Genomic DNA, 14,833 nt, shown 5'->3' with positions numbered 1-14,833 from the left:
GCGCGGCTGGCGCGGCTGAGGGATTCGGCGAGATGGCGCGGGCGATCCGCTGCGGAGGACACAGGTGGCCCAGACCGCGATCCTGTCGGCGCCCCCGGTGACGGGATGAGCGCGCGCAACACCGCAGAGGCCGATCGGAGACACTGGTTCTACGACAACCGGCTCCTGGTCTGCGCGTTCTGTCTGCTCGCGTTCGTGGTCATCTTCTGGCAGGTGAGCCGGTTCGAAGGCTTCCAGCCCATCTTCACCTGCGCCCGGGATCAGGACGTCGATCGCGGGCTGCTCTCCGCCGGGATGCGGGCGTGCATGAGCGACGCGACCTCGCAGGCCGCCCAGGCCCGCTGCATGCACGTCGTCTACGTGCTGGCCTGCACGGAGGAGCGCTGGCGCTGACGCCGCCGCGTCAGGGCGCGCCAAACGCTCCCCCAGGCCGAGCGCCAGGGACGCCGCGGGCCCGGGGGCATCGGCGAGACGGATCGCCGTGCGGGCGACGCGGTTGCGCAGGCGCCGGGCCCGCCAGAGGGCGCCGGTCTCCACCGCGAGGCCGCGGGCGTAGAGGCTGGCGCGCAGGCTGCGGGCGTCGCAGGCCGGCGGCCTCAACGGCGTCGCCGATCACCACCGACCCGTCGCGCCTCATGACCGGACGGAACGGCGCCCCCATCGGAAACCCTATGCGGATCGAGCCCGCGGACGACGCGCATCATGTCAGCGACCATCGCGGTGCTCTGCGGTCTCCCCGCCTCGGGCCCGGGGCGGAGGCCGGGCGACGCTCAGGCGCGCAGCTGTGCCACGAAGGCCCGGATGAACGGCGGCAGCCCGTCGAGGTCGCGCAGGCACAGGGTTAGGTCGCGCCGCGCCCAGGAATCGGCGAGGGGCACCACCGCCAGGGCGAGGCCCTGGGCGGCGCGGGCGGCGGCGCTCTCGGGAAGGACCGCCAGCCCGACCCGTGCCTCGACGAGCCGGCAGACGGCGTCGAAGTCCCGCAGCTGCACCCGCAGGCGCATCGGCCGCCCCTCCCGCACCGCCTGGGCGACGAGGAACCGGCTGATGGCGCTGCGCCGGTCGAGGCCGACGAGGTCGTGGCCGAGCAGCTCGGCGAACGGGATCGTCCCGCGCGCCGCCAGGGGGTGATCCCGGGCCGCCACCAGCACGAACCGGTCCTCCCGGAACGGGAAGGTCCGCAGCGAGCCGGTATCCACCGTGCCGGACAGGATGCCGAGATCGGCCGCCCCCTCGGCCACCAGCCCGACGATCTCCTCGGAGGTGCGCTCGTCGATCTCGACGCCGATCCCGGGGTGATCGGCCAGGAAGGCCGAGAGCGCGTCCGGCAGGAACTCGGTCAGCGCGTTGGTGTTGGCCAGCACCCGGATCTGGCCGAAGGCGCTCCCCGAGAAGGCCGCCATCTCCTCGCGCAACCGCTCCACCCCGGCCAGGACCTCCCGGGCGTGGACGAGGAGGGCGCGCCCGGCCGGGGTCGGGCTGACGCCCTGCCGGCCCCGGGTCAGCAGCGCCGCGCCGAGGGACTCCTCCATCAGCCGGATCCGCGTCGAGGCGGCCGCCAGGGCGAGGTTCGCCCGCGCGGCCCCGTGGGTGATCGAACCGGCCTCGACCACGTGCCGGAACAGGCCGAGATCGGTGAGATCGAACCGCATCATCGCGCAGGCGCCTCCCGACACGCCATCTGCACCGGCGCAGCCCGGAACCGGCCCTGGACCTGCCCTGGCCTGGCCCGGCCCGGCCCTGGCCCGGTCGCGCGTCGACGGCCCCGGCCGTCGCCGGGCCACGGTAGCGGGCGGCCGCCCGTCTGTCAGGAATTCCCACCGGCCGCGCCCCGGCATCGGCCCGAGCCCGAGCCCAGGGGGCGCTGCAGGAACGGCCGGGCGCGCCGGTCCCGGGCAGAGACGGACCAGTCCCGAGGTATCCGACACAGTATAGCGCGCGATTTCACCGGTCTATCGACTTAGAAAATCCGGGTCAATTTCGGAACAATCCAAATATGGCCCCCGCAAAAGTCAATAATTCTACAAATATCAGCAATCCTGTTTCAATTCAGATTTACCGGACGTTAACGCCGCATGTCTCAATGATCATCGAATAGTCTTGCAAGGCTTCGCGACGATGGCTTCTGCGTCAGAACATTGGATCGACCGGCCGTCCCGCGATCGCCTGCGGCGCTCCGGCTCCGATACGCCCGCGAACCGGTCTGGGCACCGCTGATGGACGCGCTCCTCGTCGACGACAGCGCCACCATGCGGATGCGCCTCCGCCGCCTGCTGGAGGCCAAGCCCGACATGTCCGTCACCGATCACGGCGACCCGGTCGCCGCGATGGTCGAGGCGCGGATGCGGGCCTTCGATATCGTCCTGGTCGACTGCCACATGCCCGGCATCGACGGGATCGCCTTCATCCGGCAGATGCGGACCATCCCGCATTACGCGCAGGTGCCGATCGTGATGATCACGAGCGACATCTCGGACGCGGTGCGGCTCGCCGCCCTGGAGGCGGGGGCGACCGATTTCCTCGACAAGTCCATGCAGGGCGTCGAACTCACCGTCCGGCTGCGCAACATGATCCGGCTCGCCCGGGCGGTGCGGCGGCTCGCCGAGCAGGCGGCTTGGCTCGACGGCGCGGTGGAGGCCGCCCTGCGCCACATGCGCGAGCGCGAGGAGGAGATCATCTTCCGCCTGGCGCTGGCGGTCGAGTACCGCGACAACGACACCGGCGATCACACATGGCGGGTGGCCCGCTACAGCCAGATCGTCGCCGAGGGGCTCGGGCTGGCGCCGGATGTCTGCCGCAACCTCTATCTCGCGGCGCCCCTGCACGATGTCGGCAAGGTCGGCATCCCGGACGGCGTCCTGCTCAAGCCCGGCCGGCTCGACCGGGACGAGTTCGACCTGATCAAGACGCATCCGGCGATCGGCCGGCGCATCCTGGGCGGGAGCGCCTCCGAACTGATCCGGCTGGCCGCCGAGATCGCCGAGTTTCACCATGAGAAATGGGACGGCGGCGGCTACCCGCACGGGCTCGTCGGCGCCGCGATTCCCCTCTCGGCCCGGATCGTCGCGGTGGCGGACGTGTTCGACGCCCTGACCACCGCGCGGCCCTACAAGGCTGCGCTGCCCTTCGACGCGGCCCTGGACTGCATCCGCGCCGACAGCGGCCGCCACTTCGACCCGGCCTGCGTGGAGGCCTTCTGCGCGCGCTTCCCGGACATCCGCATCGCCGGCGGGCAGAACCGGGCGGGGATGCGGCCGAATGCGGGGCCGGTCACCGAACCCTGGGCGCGGGTGCCGACCCTGCTCCGCGAGGTCGCCGCCCCGTCGCCGGCCCCGGCGGGATGGCGCGTCAGCAGCCCCGAGGCGCTCCTGACGCCATCGGTGAACCCGGGCTCGTCTGCGCCGTTGATCGCGGACTCGCACGGATCACGGACGGAGCCGCACCATGACCACGACCTGGAAGACGCTGCCGGAGATCGCCCTGGCCCGCCGGATCTCCCTGGACGCGGCCCGGCGCCTGGTCGACGGGGCGAAATGCCCCAAGGTGTTCCGCGCGGACGGCACCGTCTACCTCATCTGAGCGCGGGCCGGGCGGATGACGCATCCCCCGGGAGCCCCTAACCTTCCGGCATGCGCATCTTCCACACGCCCGATTCAGGCCGGCACGATCCCGAACGCTACCTGCGGCGCGGCACGCCGATCCCGCATCCCGAGCAGGCCGCCCGCTACGCGATCCTGCACGACGCGGCCCTGCGGGGCGGCCACGACCTCGGCGAACCGGCCGATCACGGCCTCGACCCGATCCGGGCGGTGCACGATCCGGACTACGTGGCGTTCCTGGCCGAGGCCTGGGCGCGCCGGGGCGAGATCCCCGACATCGGCGACGAGATCCTGACCGGATCCTTCGCCCGGCCGCAGATGCACCGGAGGCCCGCCGGCCTCCTCGGGCGGCTGGGCCTCTACACCGCCGACACCTCGACGCCGATCCGCGCCGGCACCTGGGCGGCGGTCTACGGGTCGGCGCAATGCGCGGTCGCGGCCGCCGACGCGGCCCTCGCGGCGGGACACGCCTACGCCCTGTGCCGCCCGCCCGGCCACCACGCCTACGCGGAGTCCGCCGGCGGCTTCTGCTTCCTCAACAACAGCGCCATCGCGGCCGAGCGGATGCGCGCCGCCACCGGCGGCCCGGTGGCGATCCTCGACATCGACGTCCATCACGGCAACGGCACGCAGGGGATCTTCTACGCCCGCGCCGACGTACTGACGGTCTCGGTCCATGCCGACCCGTCCGACTACTTCCCGTTCTTCGCCGGCTACGCCGACGAGACCGGGACCGGGGCGGGGGCGGGGTTCAACCGCAACCTGCCGCTGCCGCCGGGCTCGGGGGACGCGCCCTGGCTCGAGGCCCTGGAGGCGGGTCTCGCGGCTGTCGCCGCGCACCGGCCCCGGGCCCTCGTGGTGGCGCTGGGCCTCGACGCCGCCGCGGACGACCCGATCGGCGCCCTCGCGGTGACCCGGGCGGGATTCGTCGGGGCCGCGGAGCGGATCGCCCGGGCCGGGCTGCCCACGGCCCTGGTGCAGGAGGGCGGCTACCTCTGCGCGGCCCTGCCGGACAACCTCGCGGCCTTTCTCGCGGCCTTCGACGCCGCGCGCTGAGCCCCGCATCGCGTCCGCCCCCGCGGTGCAGGCGTGATGCGATCGTGATCGCCGGGGCGCCGGATCGGCTACCCGGATGTGGTCGACCCGATGCCACAACCGACCTATCAGGGCGGGGCGGGCGCCGCCGACGCGTCCCGGGCGGGAGGAACGGACGATGGGCGCGGGCGAGGTGGGCTTAGGCGAGGCGGCCAGCGCTCCGTGGTACGCGGGTCTCACCCGGCGCCACTGGCGGATCCTGTGGGGCAGCTATCTCGGCTGGATCTTCGACGGCTACGAGGCGGTGGCCCTGGTCTACGCCCTGCGTCCGGCGCTGGCCTCGATCCTCACCCCCGAGCAGGCCCAGGCGCCGGCCTCCTACGTGGGGCTCGCCATCGGCATCACGCTGCTCGGCTGGGGGATCGGCGGCCTCATGGGCGGGATCGCGGCCGACTATATCGGCCGCAAGCGCATGATGATGATCTCGATCCTCGGCTACGCGGTCTTCACCGGGCTGACCGCCTTAGCCGGGAGCTTCACGCAGCTCGCGATCCTGCGGTTCATCACGGGGCTCGCCATCGGCTCGGAATGGTCCACCGGCATCGCCCTGGTGGCCGAGACCTGGCCGAACCGGGCGCGGCCGAAGGGCTGCGGCTTCCTGCAATCGGGCTTCGGCGGCGGCGCGGTGCTGGCCGCCATCGTGTGGGCCGTGCTCGCGGCCACCGAGCCCCTGGGCCCGGAATCCTGGCGGATCCTGTTCGCGCTGGGCGCCCTGCCGGCCTTCGTCTGCCTGTACCTGCGGCGGGCGCTGGAGGAATCCGAGCAGTGGATGCAGGCGCTCAAGGCGCAGCGCTGGGCCGCCACCGCGGAGGATGCCGGCCACGCCCCGCGGGCCGCGCAACGCCCCTTCACCCTGGCGGAGATCTTTCGGGAGCCGGAGAGCCGGCGGCGGGTGCTGCTGGCCACCGCCATGTCGTTCGCCACCACGGTGGGCTGGTGGGCGGTCTCGTCCTGGCTGCCGGCCTACACGGAGGGGCTGGCCAAGGCCGCGGGCGAGCCGGCCAACCTCTGGGGCCCGCGCATGGGCATCATCTACAATGTCGGGGCGATCACCGCCTACGTGATCTCGGGCTTCGTGGCCGACGCGATCGGCCGCCGCGCCTTCCTGCTCGTCACCTATGTCGGCTGCATCGTCACGTCGCTCGCCTGCTACCTCTGGACCGGCGGGCTGGTGCCGTTCATGGGGCTCGCCTTCCTGAACGGGTTCTTCACCCTGGGCTTCGCCTTCTCGTGGATGGCGATCTACCTCGCGGAGCTGTTCACCCCGGCGGTGCGGGCGACGGCGGCGAGCGTGGTCTTCAACGGCGCGCGGCTGATCGCCTGGATCTTCCCGATCCTCGCCGGGCAGATCGTGACCGCCTTCGGGGGCGTCGCCGCGGCGGCTCTGACCCTGTCGAGCGTCTACGTGATCGGCCTCGTGGTGCCGTGGTTCATGCCGGAGACGCGGGGCCGGCCGCTGCCGGAATAGATCGATCCCGGGTCCCGCCCCGCCGGCGGCCGGCGGTCCCGGGCCCGGCCAGACGCAAAGCGGCCCCCGACTCCGGTGGAGCGGGGGCCGGATCCTGCACAGGCCGCCATGGGCCCGCCCGGCCCAGGGGGCAGGGCGGAGGCCGGTCCTAGTCCTCGTCGTCCTCGTCGTGGTGCCGGCCCTTGAGCTTGGCGAAGACCGAATCGGCATCGAGCCGCTCCTCGCGGCCGCCGTGATCGTCCGCGTGCTCCCGCTCGTCCGCCTCGCGGGCCGTGGAGACCTCCGTCGGCAGCAGCGAGGCGCCGGATTCGGCCGCCACCGCGGCCGGGCGGTCGGCCGCCGCGCGCTGGACCTCGAAGTCGAGGTTGATCTGGGTGGTGAGCCCGAGGGTCACCGGGTCCATCGGCTGGAGCGAGCCCGAGTTCCAGTGGGTGCGCTCGCGGATCTGCTGGATCGTCGACTTGGTGGTGCCCACCAGCCGGATGATCTGCGAATCCTTCAGCTCCGGGTGGTTGCGCAGCAGCCACAGGATGGCGTTCGGCCGGTCCTGGCGGCGGGAGAGGGGGGTGTAGCGCGGGCCCTTGGTGGTGCGCTTCACCTCCGGCAGCTTCACCTTCGAGACGGCCGGCTTCAGCTTGTAGTGCGGCGCCTTCTGGGCCTTCTCGATCTCGTCGCGGGTGAGCTGGCCGGTGGAGACCGGGTCGAGCCCCTTGATGCCGGCCGCGACCTCGCCGTCGGCGATGCCCTTCACCTCCAGCGGGTGCAGCTTGCAGAAATCGGCGATCTGCTCGAAGGCCAGCGAGGTGTTCTCGACCAGCCAGACGGCGGTCGCCTTGGGCATCAGCGGACCCTGGGACATGTCTCTCGTGCTCCGGCCTGGCGGGACGGGGGCCGGGCATCGGGCCGCGGGCTCCGGATGACCGATCCGGATGTCCCGTCTCACGCTGTCGAATGGGGATGAGGCACTATAGGCCCGGGCGGGGAGGGGCGCAATCACGGGTTCGGCGGTTCGGAGAGCCCGCCTGCGGATTCACCGGGGGCCGGGACGACCGGCCGCCCCTCAGCGCGGCCGCACCCCGTCGAGGAACAGCCGCACCGCCGCCTGCCGCCGCCGCTCCTGCGTCTCCGGATCGGTGGCGATGCCGTAGAGGGCCGCCTGGGACGACCGGCCCAGGACGAGGCTGAGGAACAGGTCGGCCGCGATCTCGGGATCCGCCACGGCGATCCGGCCGCGCCGGGCGAAGGCGTCGAGCAGCTGCGCCACGGCGCGCACGCCCCGCAGCCAGCCCTCCTCGTGGGCCAGCCGCGCCAGTTCGGGAAACTGCAGGGCCTGGGCCACGAGGTTGCGCTTGAGCATGGCCGCCCCCGGCGATTGCCCGTGGGCCAGCAGGGTGCGGCTGAGATCCTGCAGGGCGGTCTCGACGTCGTCGCTCCCGCCCTGCGCGGCCTGGGCCTCGGCGGCGGCGGAGAGCGGCGCCAGCCACGCGGCGATCCGCTCGCGCAGGACCGCCTCGAACAGGGCCCGCTTGTCGCGGTAGCGGGCATAGACCGTCGGCTTGCTCATCCCGGCGGCCTCGGCCACCGCGTCGATGGAGGTGGCGTCGAAGCCGCGCTCCAGGAACAGGGTGGTCGCCACGGCGATCAGGTGCGCCTCGCGCCGGACCGCCTCCGCGCGCGTCGGCCGGCCGCCCCGCCGCTGTCCCGCCTCCGCTCCCGCGATCTCCGTGACCGTCACCCGCGATTCTCCTTGCCCGAAGCCGTCCCGCGCATTATCAAAACGATACCGTACCGTTTTGATTCTGGCCAGACCCGATGGACGCACGTCGCAGCGACAGCTTCAAGAGTGCCGACCCGGTCGCGGGTGCCCCGGCGCCCGCCCCGGTCGCCGCCGCGGTCCAGGTCCCGGCCCAGGTCCCGGCCCAGACCCAGACCCCGGCCCAGGTCCCTGCGCCGGCCTCCGCATCGGCGCCGCGTCGCCGCCGCGCGCGGATCGTGCTGCCCCTCCTCGGAGTTCTCGCGCTGGGCGGCGCCGGAACCTACGGCTGGCACTGGTGGACCGTCGGCCGCTTCCTCGAGGTGACCGACGACGCCTATCTCCAGTCCGACAAGGTGACGGTGGCCCCGCGCATCGCCGGCACCGTCGCGGAGGTGCGGGTCGGCGACAACCAGCCGGTCAAGGCCGGGGACGTCATCGCCCGCCTCGACGACCGGTCCTACCGGGTCCAGCTCAAGCAGGCCGAGGCCGAGGTCGAGAAGGACAAGGCGCAGGTCCTGGGCGTCGCCGCCGCGATCATCCAGCAGCAGGCGCAGGTCGCCTCGTCGCGGGCCGACCTCGCCAATGCCGAGGCCGCGCTGACCTTCGCGCAGCAGGAATACACCCGCTATCAGAACCTGCTGCAGACCGGCTCCGGCACGGTGCAGCGCCAGCAGCAGGCGGATGCCGACCTGCGCCAGCGCCACGCCGCCCGCGACAAGGCCGCCGCCGCGCTCGACGCCGCGCAGAAGCAGATCGACAGCCTGAAGGCCCTGGAGGCCAGCACCCGGGCGAGCCTCGAAGGGGCGCGGGCGAAGGTCGAGGGGGTGAAGCTCGACCTCAGCTACGCCACCATCCTGGCGCCCATCGACGGCGTGGCCGGCGACCGGGCGCTGCGGATCGGGCAGGTGGTCTCCCCCGGCACCGGGCTCCTGACCCTCGTGCCGATGGGCCGCGACATCTACCTCGTAGCGAACTTCAAGGAGACCCAGACCGGGCACATGGTCGAGGGCCAGCGCGTCACCGTCACGGTCGACGCCTTCGGCGACCATGCATTCGAGGGCCGGATCGAGAGCTTCTCCCCGGGCACCGGCTCGCAATTCGCGCTGCTGCCCCCGGAGAACGCCACCGGCAACTTCACCAAGGTGGTGCAGCGCGTGCCCGTGCGCGTCGCCCTCGATCCCGCCGACCCGCTCGTCGGCCGCCTGCGCCCTGGCCTGTCGGTGGAGGCGACGGTCCACACCGCCGACCCGGTGGAGCCGGTGGATCCCGCCCGCCGCAGGCCGAAGCCCGCCCCGGCGCTGGTCAGCGAGGCCCTGCCCCGATGAGCCCCGTGCCGGCCGTGGCCGGGCCCGAGGCGAAGGCGAGCGCCCGGGACTGGCTCGCCGTGTTCGGCGCGATCCTCGGCGCCTTCACGGCGATCCTCGACATCCAGATCACCAACGCCTCGCTCGCCGACATCCAGGGGGCGCTCGGCGCCTCCACCGAGGAGGGGAGCTGGATCTCCACCGCCTACCTGATGGCCGAGATCATCGTGATCCCGCTCACCGGCTGGCTGTCCTCGGTGATCGGCCTGCGCCGCTACCTCGCGGTGAACACCCTGCTGTTCACCGCCTTCTCGCTGGCCTGCGCGCTCTCGACCAGCTTGAGCCAGATGATCCTGTTCCGGGCGGGCCAGGGCTTCACCGGCGGCGTGCTGATCCCCACCGCCATCGTGATCGTGCGCACGCGGCTGCCGAAGAGCCAGCAGGCGGTGGGCATCGCGCTGTTCGGCCTGACGGCGACCTTCGCGCCGGCCATCGGCCCGACGGTGGGCGGCTGGCTCACCGACAACCTGTCCTGGCACTACATCTTCTACCTGAACCTGATCTTCGGGCCGATCGCGGCGGCGATCCAGCTCGGCGCCTTCGAGGCCGCGCCCGCCCGCTGGGGCGAGTTGCTCAAGGGCGACTGGATCGGCATCGGCCTGATGGCGACCGGGCTGCCGGCCCTGACCTTCGTGCTGGAGGAGGGGCAGCGCAAGGACTGGTTCGGCTCGCCCGTGATCGTCGAGGCGAGCTGGCTGGCCGTCGCCGGGATCACCGGCTTCATCGTCCGCGAGCTGACGGCGGCCAAGCCCTTCATCAACCTGCGGGTCCTGGCCAACCGCTCGGTCGGGGGCGCCTGCGTGCTGATGACCGTGCTGGGCGCGGTGTCGTTCGGGTCGATCTACATCATCCCGGTCTATTGCGCGCAGATCCAGGGCTACAATGCCGAGCAGATCGGCACCGTGGTGATGTGGTCGGGCCTGCCGCAGCTGGTCCTGTTCCCGATGATGCCCCTGCTCATGCGCGCCGTCGACGCCCGGCTGCTCGTGGTCACCGGGACGCTGTTCTTCATCGCGAGCTGCTGGATCAATGTCGGCCTGACCCACGATGTCGGCGCCGACCAGCTGATCCTGCCGCAGCTCATGCGGGCCATCGGCCAGCCGCTGTTCACGATCCCGCTCTCGCAGCTCTCCACCGTGGGCCTCGGCCCGCGCGACACCGCCGACGCCTCGGCGCTGTCCAACATGATGCGCAACCTCGGCGGCTCGATCGGCATCGCCCTGCTGTCGACCATGATCGACCGGCGTGAGCACTTCCACTTCTCGGTGCTGGCCGAGGCGATCACCGTCAACGCGACCCGCACCCAGGACCGGCTCGCGGCGCTCGCCGCCGGGATGCACGCCCGCATCGCCGACCCGCTGGCCGCCAAGGGCGCGGCTCTGGGCATGCTGGCGCAACAGGTCCGCCGCGAGGCCACCGTCATGGCCTACGCGGACGGGTTCTGGCTGGTGGGGGTGAGCCTCGTGGCGAGCCTCGCCGTGGTGGCGATCCTCAAGAAGCCCCAGCGCGCCGCCGGGCCGGTGGAGGCGCATTGACGGGCCGATGCGACGCCGGGGGCTACTTCCCCGGCAGGTTGTGGACGATCGGGAAGAACGTGTCCTTCCAGTCCTTGGGCTCGGCCTTGATGGTCTTCATCGCGTAGAAATGCCGGGCCTGGAGCATGATCCCGTAGGGGGTGGTGGAGAAGTTCGTGCCCGGCTCCTTCATGATCGCGACCAGGGTCTCGGGGGGCGTCTTCTCGTTGGTGGCCGCGACGTAATCCTTGGCGGCCTGGAGCGGGTCCCGGGCGATCGCGGCATTGGCCTCGTCGATCGCAGCCACGATGGCGGCGGCGAGCTTGGGGTTTCGGGTGTACCAGCCGGTCCGGGCGTAGAGGATCGCGTTGCTCACCGGCTCGCCGACGAGTTCGAAGGAGTTCAGCACCGTGTGGATCGCCGGATCCTGCAGCTCGCGCTGCTGGAACGGCGGCAGCGAGAAGTGGCTGTTGATCTCGTTGTGCGGGCTCGCCAGCGCCGCCACCGCGTCGGGATGGCCGAGCTGGACGGTGAGCGGGTCGAGCTTGGTGGCGTTCTCGGGCCCGAAGGCCTTCTTGGCGGCGATCTGGAGCAGCACCGCCTGCGAGGAGACCTTCACGGAGGGCAGGGCGATCTTGTCCTTGCCGGAGAAGTCGCCGAGGGTCTTCACGTCCGGGTTGCGGGTGAGCAGCAGCATCGGCGTGGTGCCGACGCCGCACAGGCCCTTCACGTCGCCCCGCGTCCGGTCGTTGAGCAGCAGCATGTTGGTGGAGCCGCTGTCGACGATGTCGATATTGCCCGAGAGCAGCGCGTCGTTGCCGGCGGCACCGCTCGTCAGGTTGACCCACTCCACCGCGACGTCCCCGAGGCCGGCGGCCTTGGCGTGCTTCTCGATCAGCTTGTGCTGCTCGGCGAGGACGGCGGGCAGGTAGACGAAGCCCGGCTGCCGGCTGATCCGCACCTTGGCGTCGTCGGCCCGGGCGGGGGAGGCGAGCGCCAGCCCGGCCAGCAGGAGGGCCGGTCCTGCCCGCAGGAGCCGGCGGCAGCCCAGCAGCAACGCGCCCGTCCGCGACGTACCCACCATGACGCATCTCCCTGTGACCCCGGCGGATTCGTGTCCGATCCGGATGTGTCGTTGGGCGCGAGTGGACAGGTTCGGGTCGGCGCGCGCAAGGCCCCGCCGCCCCGATCCGCCGATTCCGGCGCGGCAACGTCCCCCGATGCGCGACCGGCGCGGCCGACGATCGGGCAGGCTCCGCACCGCCGGACGCAGCGCCCGCGCCGGGGCCGCCACCGTCGCGGGCACTCAGCCCGCCGAGAAGCCCCGGACCGCCGCCCGCACCAGCGCGTCGATCATCGGCCGCACGTCGTCCACGCCGAGGGGCCCGAGGCTGCCGAGATCGGCGAGATAGGTCATGCCGTGGACGCTGGACCACAGCGCCCGCGCCATCACGGGGATCTCCGCCTCGGCGAGGCGGCCGCCGTCGCGCAGCACCCCCTCCAGGATCCCGAACAGGGCCGCGATGTCGGCCTGCACCGAATCCGGCGCCGCCACGGTGCGGCGCTCGAAGATCGCCGCCCAGGCGGCATGGTGCCCCGCCGCGAAGGCGAGATACGCATCGGCCAGGCACAGGAGCCGCGCCTCCGTCCCCCGCGACGGACAGGCCGCCAGCGCCTCCGTGAGGGCGTCCCGGAGCCGCCGCATGGTGACGGCGTTGGCCTCCAGCCGCAGCACTTCCAGGCTGTCGAACTGCGTGTAGACCGAGCCCACCGCCGTGCCGGCCCGCTCCGCGACGCCGCGGGCGGTCAGCGCCGCCGCGCCGCCCGCGTTCAAGATCGCCACCGCGGCTTCGATCAGGGCCCGGCGATCCGCCGCGCGGTCGCCCGGCTCCTTCCGCGGCCGTCCGCGCACTTTTTTATGAACCTCGTTCATTTTATCCCTTGCGACGCGGCGCGCCGCGTGTTTTACCTGTTTCATGAACGACGTTCAATAAATTACGGATGCGATCCGGCCCGTCGTTCTTCGCGAGGTGAACCGTGATGAGGACCCTCTCCTTCCTGATGCGCGGCGTAATCGCCGACAACGCCCAGGCGATCCACGACGCCCATGCCGTGACGATCCTGCGCCAGCAGATCCGGGAGGCCGCCGGAGCCCTGGCGGCCGCCCGGCGGGAACTGGCCGTCGCCCTGGCCTACCACGCCGCCGAGATGCGCGCCCTCGACGCCATCGGGACCCGCATCGACACCCTGTCGGACGGGGCGCGGCGGGCGCTGGCCGACGGCCGCGAGGATCTCGGGACCGGGGCGGCGATCCACATCGCCGCGCTGGAGGACGAGCGGGCCGACCGCCGGGCCGCCGCCGAACGCTTCGCCGCCGAGGTCGAGCGGCTGAAGCGCCTCGTCGCCCAGGGCGGCGAGCGGCTGCGGGATCTCGACCGCGGGCTCCAGACCGCCCGCACCACCGAGGCGCTGCGGCGGGCCGGCCTCGAGGGCCGCCGGGTCACGACCCTGTCGGCGGGGGCCCTCGGGGAGGCCGAGCGGACGCTGGCGCGCCTGCGCGAGCGGCAGGCGGCCGAGGCGGACGTCGCCGCCGCGCTGACCGAGCTCGAGGCCGATCTCGAGGCCGGGACCGCGGGCGGGATCGAGGCCGATCTCGAGGCGGCGGGCTACGGCCGCCCCCGCACGGACCCGCGGGCGGTGCTGGACCGCCTCAGGGCCGGGGCCTGACCGGCGCCGCACGAACCCCCATCCGATCCTTCCTCAGGAGACCGCACCATGACACCGCAGATGCCCCATACCGGCGCCTGGAAGACCTTCACGCTGGTCAGCTTCGCCGCCGCCGCCGCCATGCTGACGATCGGCATCTTCTTCCTGCCCGCGGATATCTGGATCAAAGGCTACCTCGCCATGGCGTCGCTGTTCCTCACGGGCACGACCTTCACCCTGGCCAAGACCCTGCGCGACGAGCACGAGGCGAAACGGCTGATCAACAAGATCGAGGACGCCGCCACCGAGCGCGTCCTGCGGGAGGCGGTGCCGGGCCGGCTCTGAGCCGATCCCCGAGGTCGGCGCCGCTCAGTCCGCAGCCTCCAGGAACGCGGCGACCACCCGGGAGAATTCCGGGGTCCGCAGGTAGCCGTAGGATTTGTGCCGGTTCTCGGCGCCGTCCGGCCTCCGGTAGGCGTTGATCACCGGCACGTCCCGCACCCGCACGCCGGCGGCATTCGGCGCGTAGAGGGCCGCGAGGTCGTCGCCCACCGTGGCGATGTCCTGGCGGTCCATCAGGTTGGTCCAGGCGGTGAGCGCCGCCGGCACCCGGAGGTCGCCGTGCGCGTCGGCGAGCTTCAGCTTCAGCTCGGCGAGGCCGAGAGGGGCGCCGAGGGTGACCAGGGCGCAGCGGGGCATCGGCGTCCCCTCCGCCTCGGCGGCGCGCAGAACGTCGTAGGCGATCAGGCCGCCCATCGAGTGCGCGGCGATCAGCACGGTATCCGCCGCGGCCGCCGCCAGGACGTCGCGCAGGCGCGCCCGCGCCGCCGCCCGGAAGGCCGCGTCCTCGTGGTAGCCCCAGAGATCGTCGAGACGGTATTCCAGGATCAGGTCGTCCACCGGCGTCAGCCCGGCGGCCTCCTGCAGGTGCGACAGGCCGCGATAGATCCGGTCGGTGAGGGTCGGCTCGGCGCGGTCCGGCTCCCCCGCCGGGGAGGGGAACGGCCCGAGGCCGTGATCGGGGCGGTAGGGCTCGCGGTTGCGGTCGCCCGCGAGCGGCTGCGGGTAGCGCAGGTCCGCCCAGTAGACGAAGGTGAAGGGCAGGTCGGCCTCCGCCACCCGGAGCCCGCGATTGCGGTCGAGCCCCTCGCGGATCGCGGCGCGCCACCAGGCGGCCTTCTCATCCCGGGGCGGCTTGTTGGCGAGCCCGTGGATGCCGATGATGTGCGCCCGACCCAGTGTCCGCTCCCAGACCGACGCGAATGCCGGCAGCTCAAGATAGGGCCGCCCCGCACGGACGGAACTGCGGCTTAGTTTCCGCGCGCCCGTCG

The 14,833-nt window shown here is 72.6% G+C and carries 14 protein-coding genes; 8 read left to right on the top strand and 6 right to left on the bottom strand.

Features of this window, described 5'->3' with window-relative positions; genetic code table 11:
- Positions 1-105 precede the first annotated feature (105 nt).
- Positions 106-393: a hypothetical protein gene (locus P9K36_RS09480; protein ID WP_043356965.1), complete on the top strand. Its 288-nt coding sequence runs from the start codon at positions 106-108 to the stop codon at positions 391-393.
- Positions 394-770: 377 nt separating this feature from the next.
- Here the strand turns inward: P9K36_RS09480 and P9K36_RS09475 are convergent, their stop codons facing one another.
- Entirely contained in the window at positions 771-1,655 is an 885-nt protein-coding gene (locus P9K36_RS09475; RefSeq protein ID WP_081948571.1) for a LysR substrate-binding domain-containing protein, read from the bottom strand.
- A 561-nt stretch (positions 1,656-2,216) separates the two neighbouring features.
- Between P9K36_RS09475 and P9K36_RS09470 the strand changes: the two genes are divergently transcribed.
- From P9K36_RS09470 to P9K36_RS09460, 3 genes are all read left to right on the top strand, one after another.
- The gene (locus P9K36_RS09470; RefSeq protein WP_278306927.1) at positions 2,217-3,620 is read left to right on the top strand and encodes an HD domain-containing phosphohydrolase; all 1,404 of its coding nucleotides are present in this window, start codon (positions 2,217-2,219) and stop codon (positions 3,618-3,620) included.
- Positions 3,621-3,629: 9 nt separating this feature from the next.
- Complete coding sequence (locus P9K36_RS09465; RefSeq protein WP_274927533.1) at positions 3,630-4,655, top strand: histone deacetylase family protein; 1,026 nt, start codon at positions 3,630-3,632, stop codon at positions 4,653-4,655.
- Positions 4,656-4,812: 157 nt separating this feature from the next.
- Complete coding sequence (locus tag P9K36_RS09460; RefSeq protein ID WP_278306926.1) at positions 4,813-6,162, top strand: MFS transporter; 1,350 nt, start codon at positions 4,813-4,815, stop codon at positions 6,160-6,162.
- Positions 6,163-6,310: 148 nt separating this feature from the next.
- Here P9K36_RS09460 and P9K36_RS09455 read toward each other — a convergent pair whose 3' ends face one another.
- Complete coding sequence (locus P9K36_RS09455) at positions 6,311-7,021, bottom strand: cell cycle transcriptional regulator TrcR (protein ID WP_043352024.1); 711 nt, start codon at positions 7,019-7,021, stop codon at positions 6,311-6,313.
- 201 nt (positions 7,022-7,222) lie between these two features.
- Positions 7,223-7,897 (bottom strand): TetR/AcrR family transcriptional regulator, encoded by a 675-nt coding sequence (locus P9K36_RS09450; RefSeq protein ID WP_051044827.1) that lies wholly within the window; start codon positions 7,895-7,897, stop codon positions 7,223-7,225.
- Between the two features lie 77 nt (positions 7,898-7,974).
- Here P9K36_RS09450 and P9K36_RS09445 point away from each other — a divergent pair, with 77 nt between their 5' ends.
- Positions 7,975-9,243, top strand: coding sequence for an HlyD family secretion protein (locus P9K36_RS09445; RefSeq protein WP_043756763.1), 1,269 nt, complete (start codon positions 7,975-7,977; stop codon positions 9,241-9,243).
- Positions 9,240-10,817 (top strand): DHA2 family efflux MFS transporter permease subunit, encoded by a 1,578-nt coding sequence (locus tag P9K36_RS09440; protein WP_043357661.1) that lies wholly within the window; start codon positions 9,240-9,242, stop codon positions 10,815-10,817. Before P9K36_RS09445 ends, P9K36_RS09440 begins: the two co-directional genes overlap by 4 nt.
- Before the next feature lie 22 nt (positions 10,818-10,839).
- Here P9K36_RS09440 and P9K36_RS09435 read toward each other — a convergent pair whose 3' ends face one another.
- Together P9K36_RS09435 and P9K36_RS09430 are read right to left on the bottom strand one after the other, a co-directional pair.
- Positions 10,840-11,880 carry an ABC transporter substrate-binding protein gene (locus P9K36_RS09435; protein ID WP_051975949.1) on the bottom strand — a complete coding sequence of 347 codons (1,041 nt, stop codon included), beginning with the start codon at positions 11,878-11,880 and terminating at the stop codon, positions 10,840-10,842.
- Positions 11,881-12,102: 222 nt separating this feature from the next.
- Positions 12,103-12,729 (bottom strand): TetR/AcrR family transcriptional regulator, encoded by a 627-nt coding sequence (locus P9K36_RS09430; protein WP_043756762.1) that lies wholly within the window; start codon positions 12,727-12,729, stop codon positions 12,103-12,105.
- A gap of 107 nt (positions 12,730-12,836) precedes the next feature.
- Here P9K36_RS09430 and P9K36_RS09425 point away from each other — a divergent pair, with 107 nt between their 5' ends.
- Together P9K36_RS09425 and P9K36_RS09420 are read left to right on the top strand one after the other, a co-directional pair.
- Entirely contained in the window at positions 12,837-13,523 is a 687-nt protein-coding gene (locus P9K36_RS09425; RefSeq protein ID WP_043357652.1) for a PspA/IM30 family protein, read from the top strand.
- Positions 13,524-13,571: 48 nt separating this feature from the next.
- The gene (locus tag P9K36_RS09420) at positions 13,572-13,847 is read left to right on the top strand and encodes a YiaA/YiaB family inner membrane protein (RefSeq protein WP_043357650.1); all 276 of its coding nucleotides are present in this window, start codon (positions 13,572-13,574) and stop codon (positions 13,845-13,847) included.
- 24 nt (positions 13,848-13,871) lie between these two features.
- Here P9K36_RS09420 and P9K36_RS09415 read toward each other — a convergent pair whose 3' ends face one another.
- Positions 13,872-14,774 carry a hypothetical protein gene (locus P9K36_RS09415; protein WP_278307269.1) on the bottom strand — a complete coding sequence of 301 codons (903 nt, stop codon included), beginning with the start codon at positions 14,772-14,774 and terminating at the stop codon, positions 13,872-13,874.
- Positions 14,775-14,833: the final 59 nt, after the last annotated feature.

Origin of the sequence: Methylobacterium sp. 391_Methyba4 (assembly GCF_029691625.1) — a bacterium.
Classification (GTDB): Bacteria; Pseudomonadota; Alphaproteobacteria; order Rhizobiales; family Beijerinckiaceae; genus Methylobacterium; species Methylobacterium fujisawaense.
This window is presented reverse-complemented; position numbering and strand designations above follow the sequence as displayed.

Excerpts from the sequence above, each read along its gene's own strand:
- P9K36_RS09480 (WP_043356965.1), top strand. The coding sequence starts at position 106 with ATGAGCGCGCGCAACACCGCAGAGGCCGATCGGAGACACTGGTTCTAC.
- P9K36_RS09475 (WP_081948571.1), bottom strand. The coding sequence starts at position 1,655 with ATGATGCGGTTCGATCTCACCGATCTCGGCCTGTTCCGGCACGTGGTC.
- P9K36_RS09470 (WP_278306927.1), top strand. The coding sequence starts at position 2,217 with ATGGACGCGCTCCTCGTCGACGACAGCGCCACCATGCGGATGCGCCTC.
- P9K36_RS09465 (WP_274927533.1), top strand. The coding sequence starts at position 3,630 with ATGCGCATCTTCCACACGCCCGATTCAGGCCGGCACGATCCCGAACGC.
- P9K36_RS09460 (WP_278306926.1), top strand. The coding sequence starts at position 4,813 with ATGGGCGCGGGCGAGGTGGGCTTAGGCGAGGCGGCCAGCGCTCCGTGG.
- P9K36_RS09455 (WP_043352024.1), bottom strand. The coding sequence starts at position 7,021 with ATGTCCCAGGGTCCGCTGATGCCCAAGGCGACCGCCGTCTGGCTGGTC.
- P9K36_RS09445 (WP_043756763.1), top strand. The coding sequence starts at position 7,975 with ATGGACGCACGTCGCAGCGACAGCTTCAAGAGTGCCGACCCGGTCGCG.
- P9K36_RS09440 (WP_043357661.1), top strand. The coding sequence starts at position 9,240 with ATGAGCCCCGTGCCGGCCGTGGCCGGGCCCGAGGCGAAGGCGAGCGCC.
- P9K36_RS09435 (WP_051975949.1), bottom strand. The coding sequence starts at position 11,880 with ATGGTGGGTACGTCGCGGACGGGCGCGTTGCTGCTGGGCTGCCGCCGG.
- P9K36_RS09430 (WP_043756762.1), bottom strand. The coding sequence starts at position 12,729 with ATGAACGAGGTTCATAAAAAAGTGCGCGGACGGCCGCGGAAGGAGCCG.
- P9K36_RS09425 (WP_043357652.1), top strand. The coding sequence starts at position 12,837 with ATGAGGACCCTCTCCTTCCTGATGCGCGGCGTAATCGCCGACAACGCC.
- P9K36_RS09420 (WP_043357650.1), top strand. The coding sequence starts at position 13,572 with ATGACACCGCAGATGCCCCATACCGGCGCCTGGAAGACCTTCACGCTG.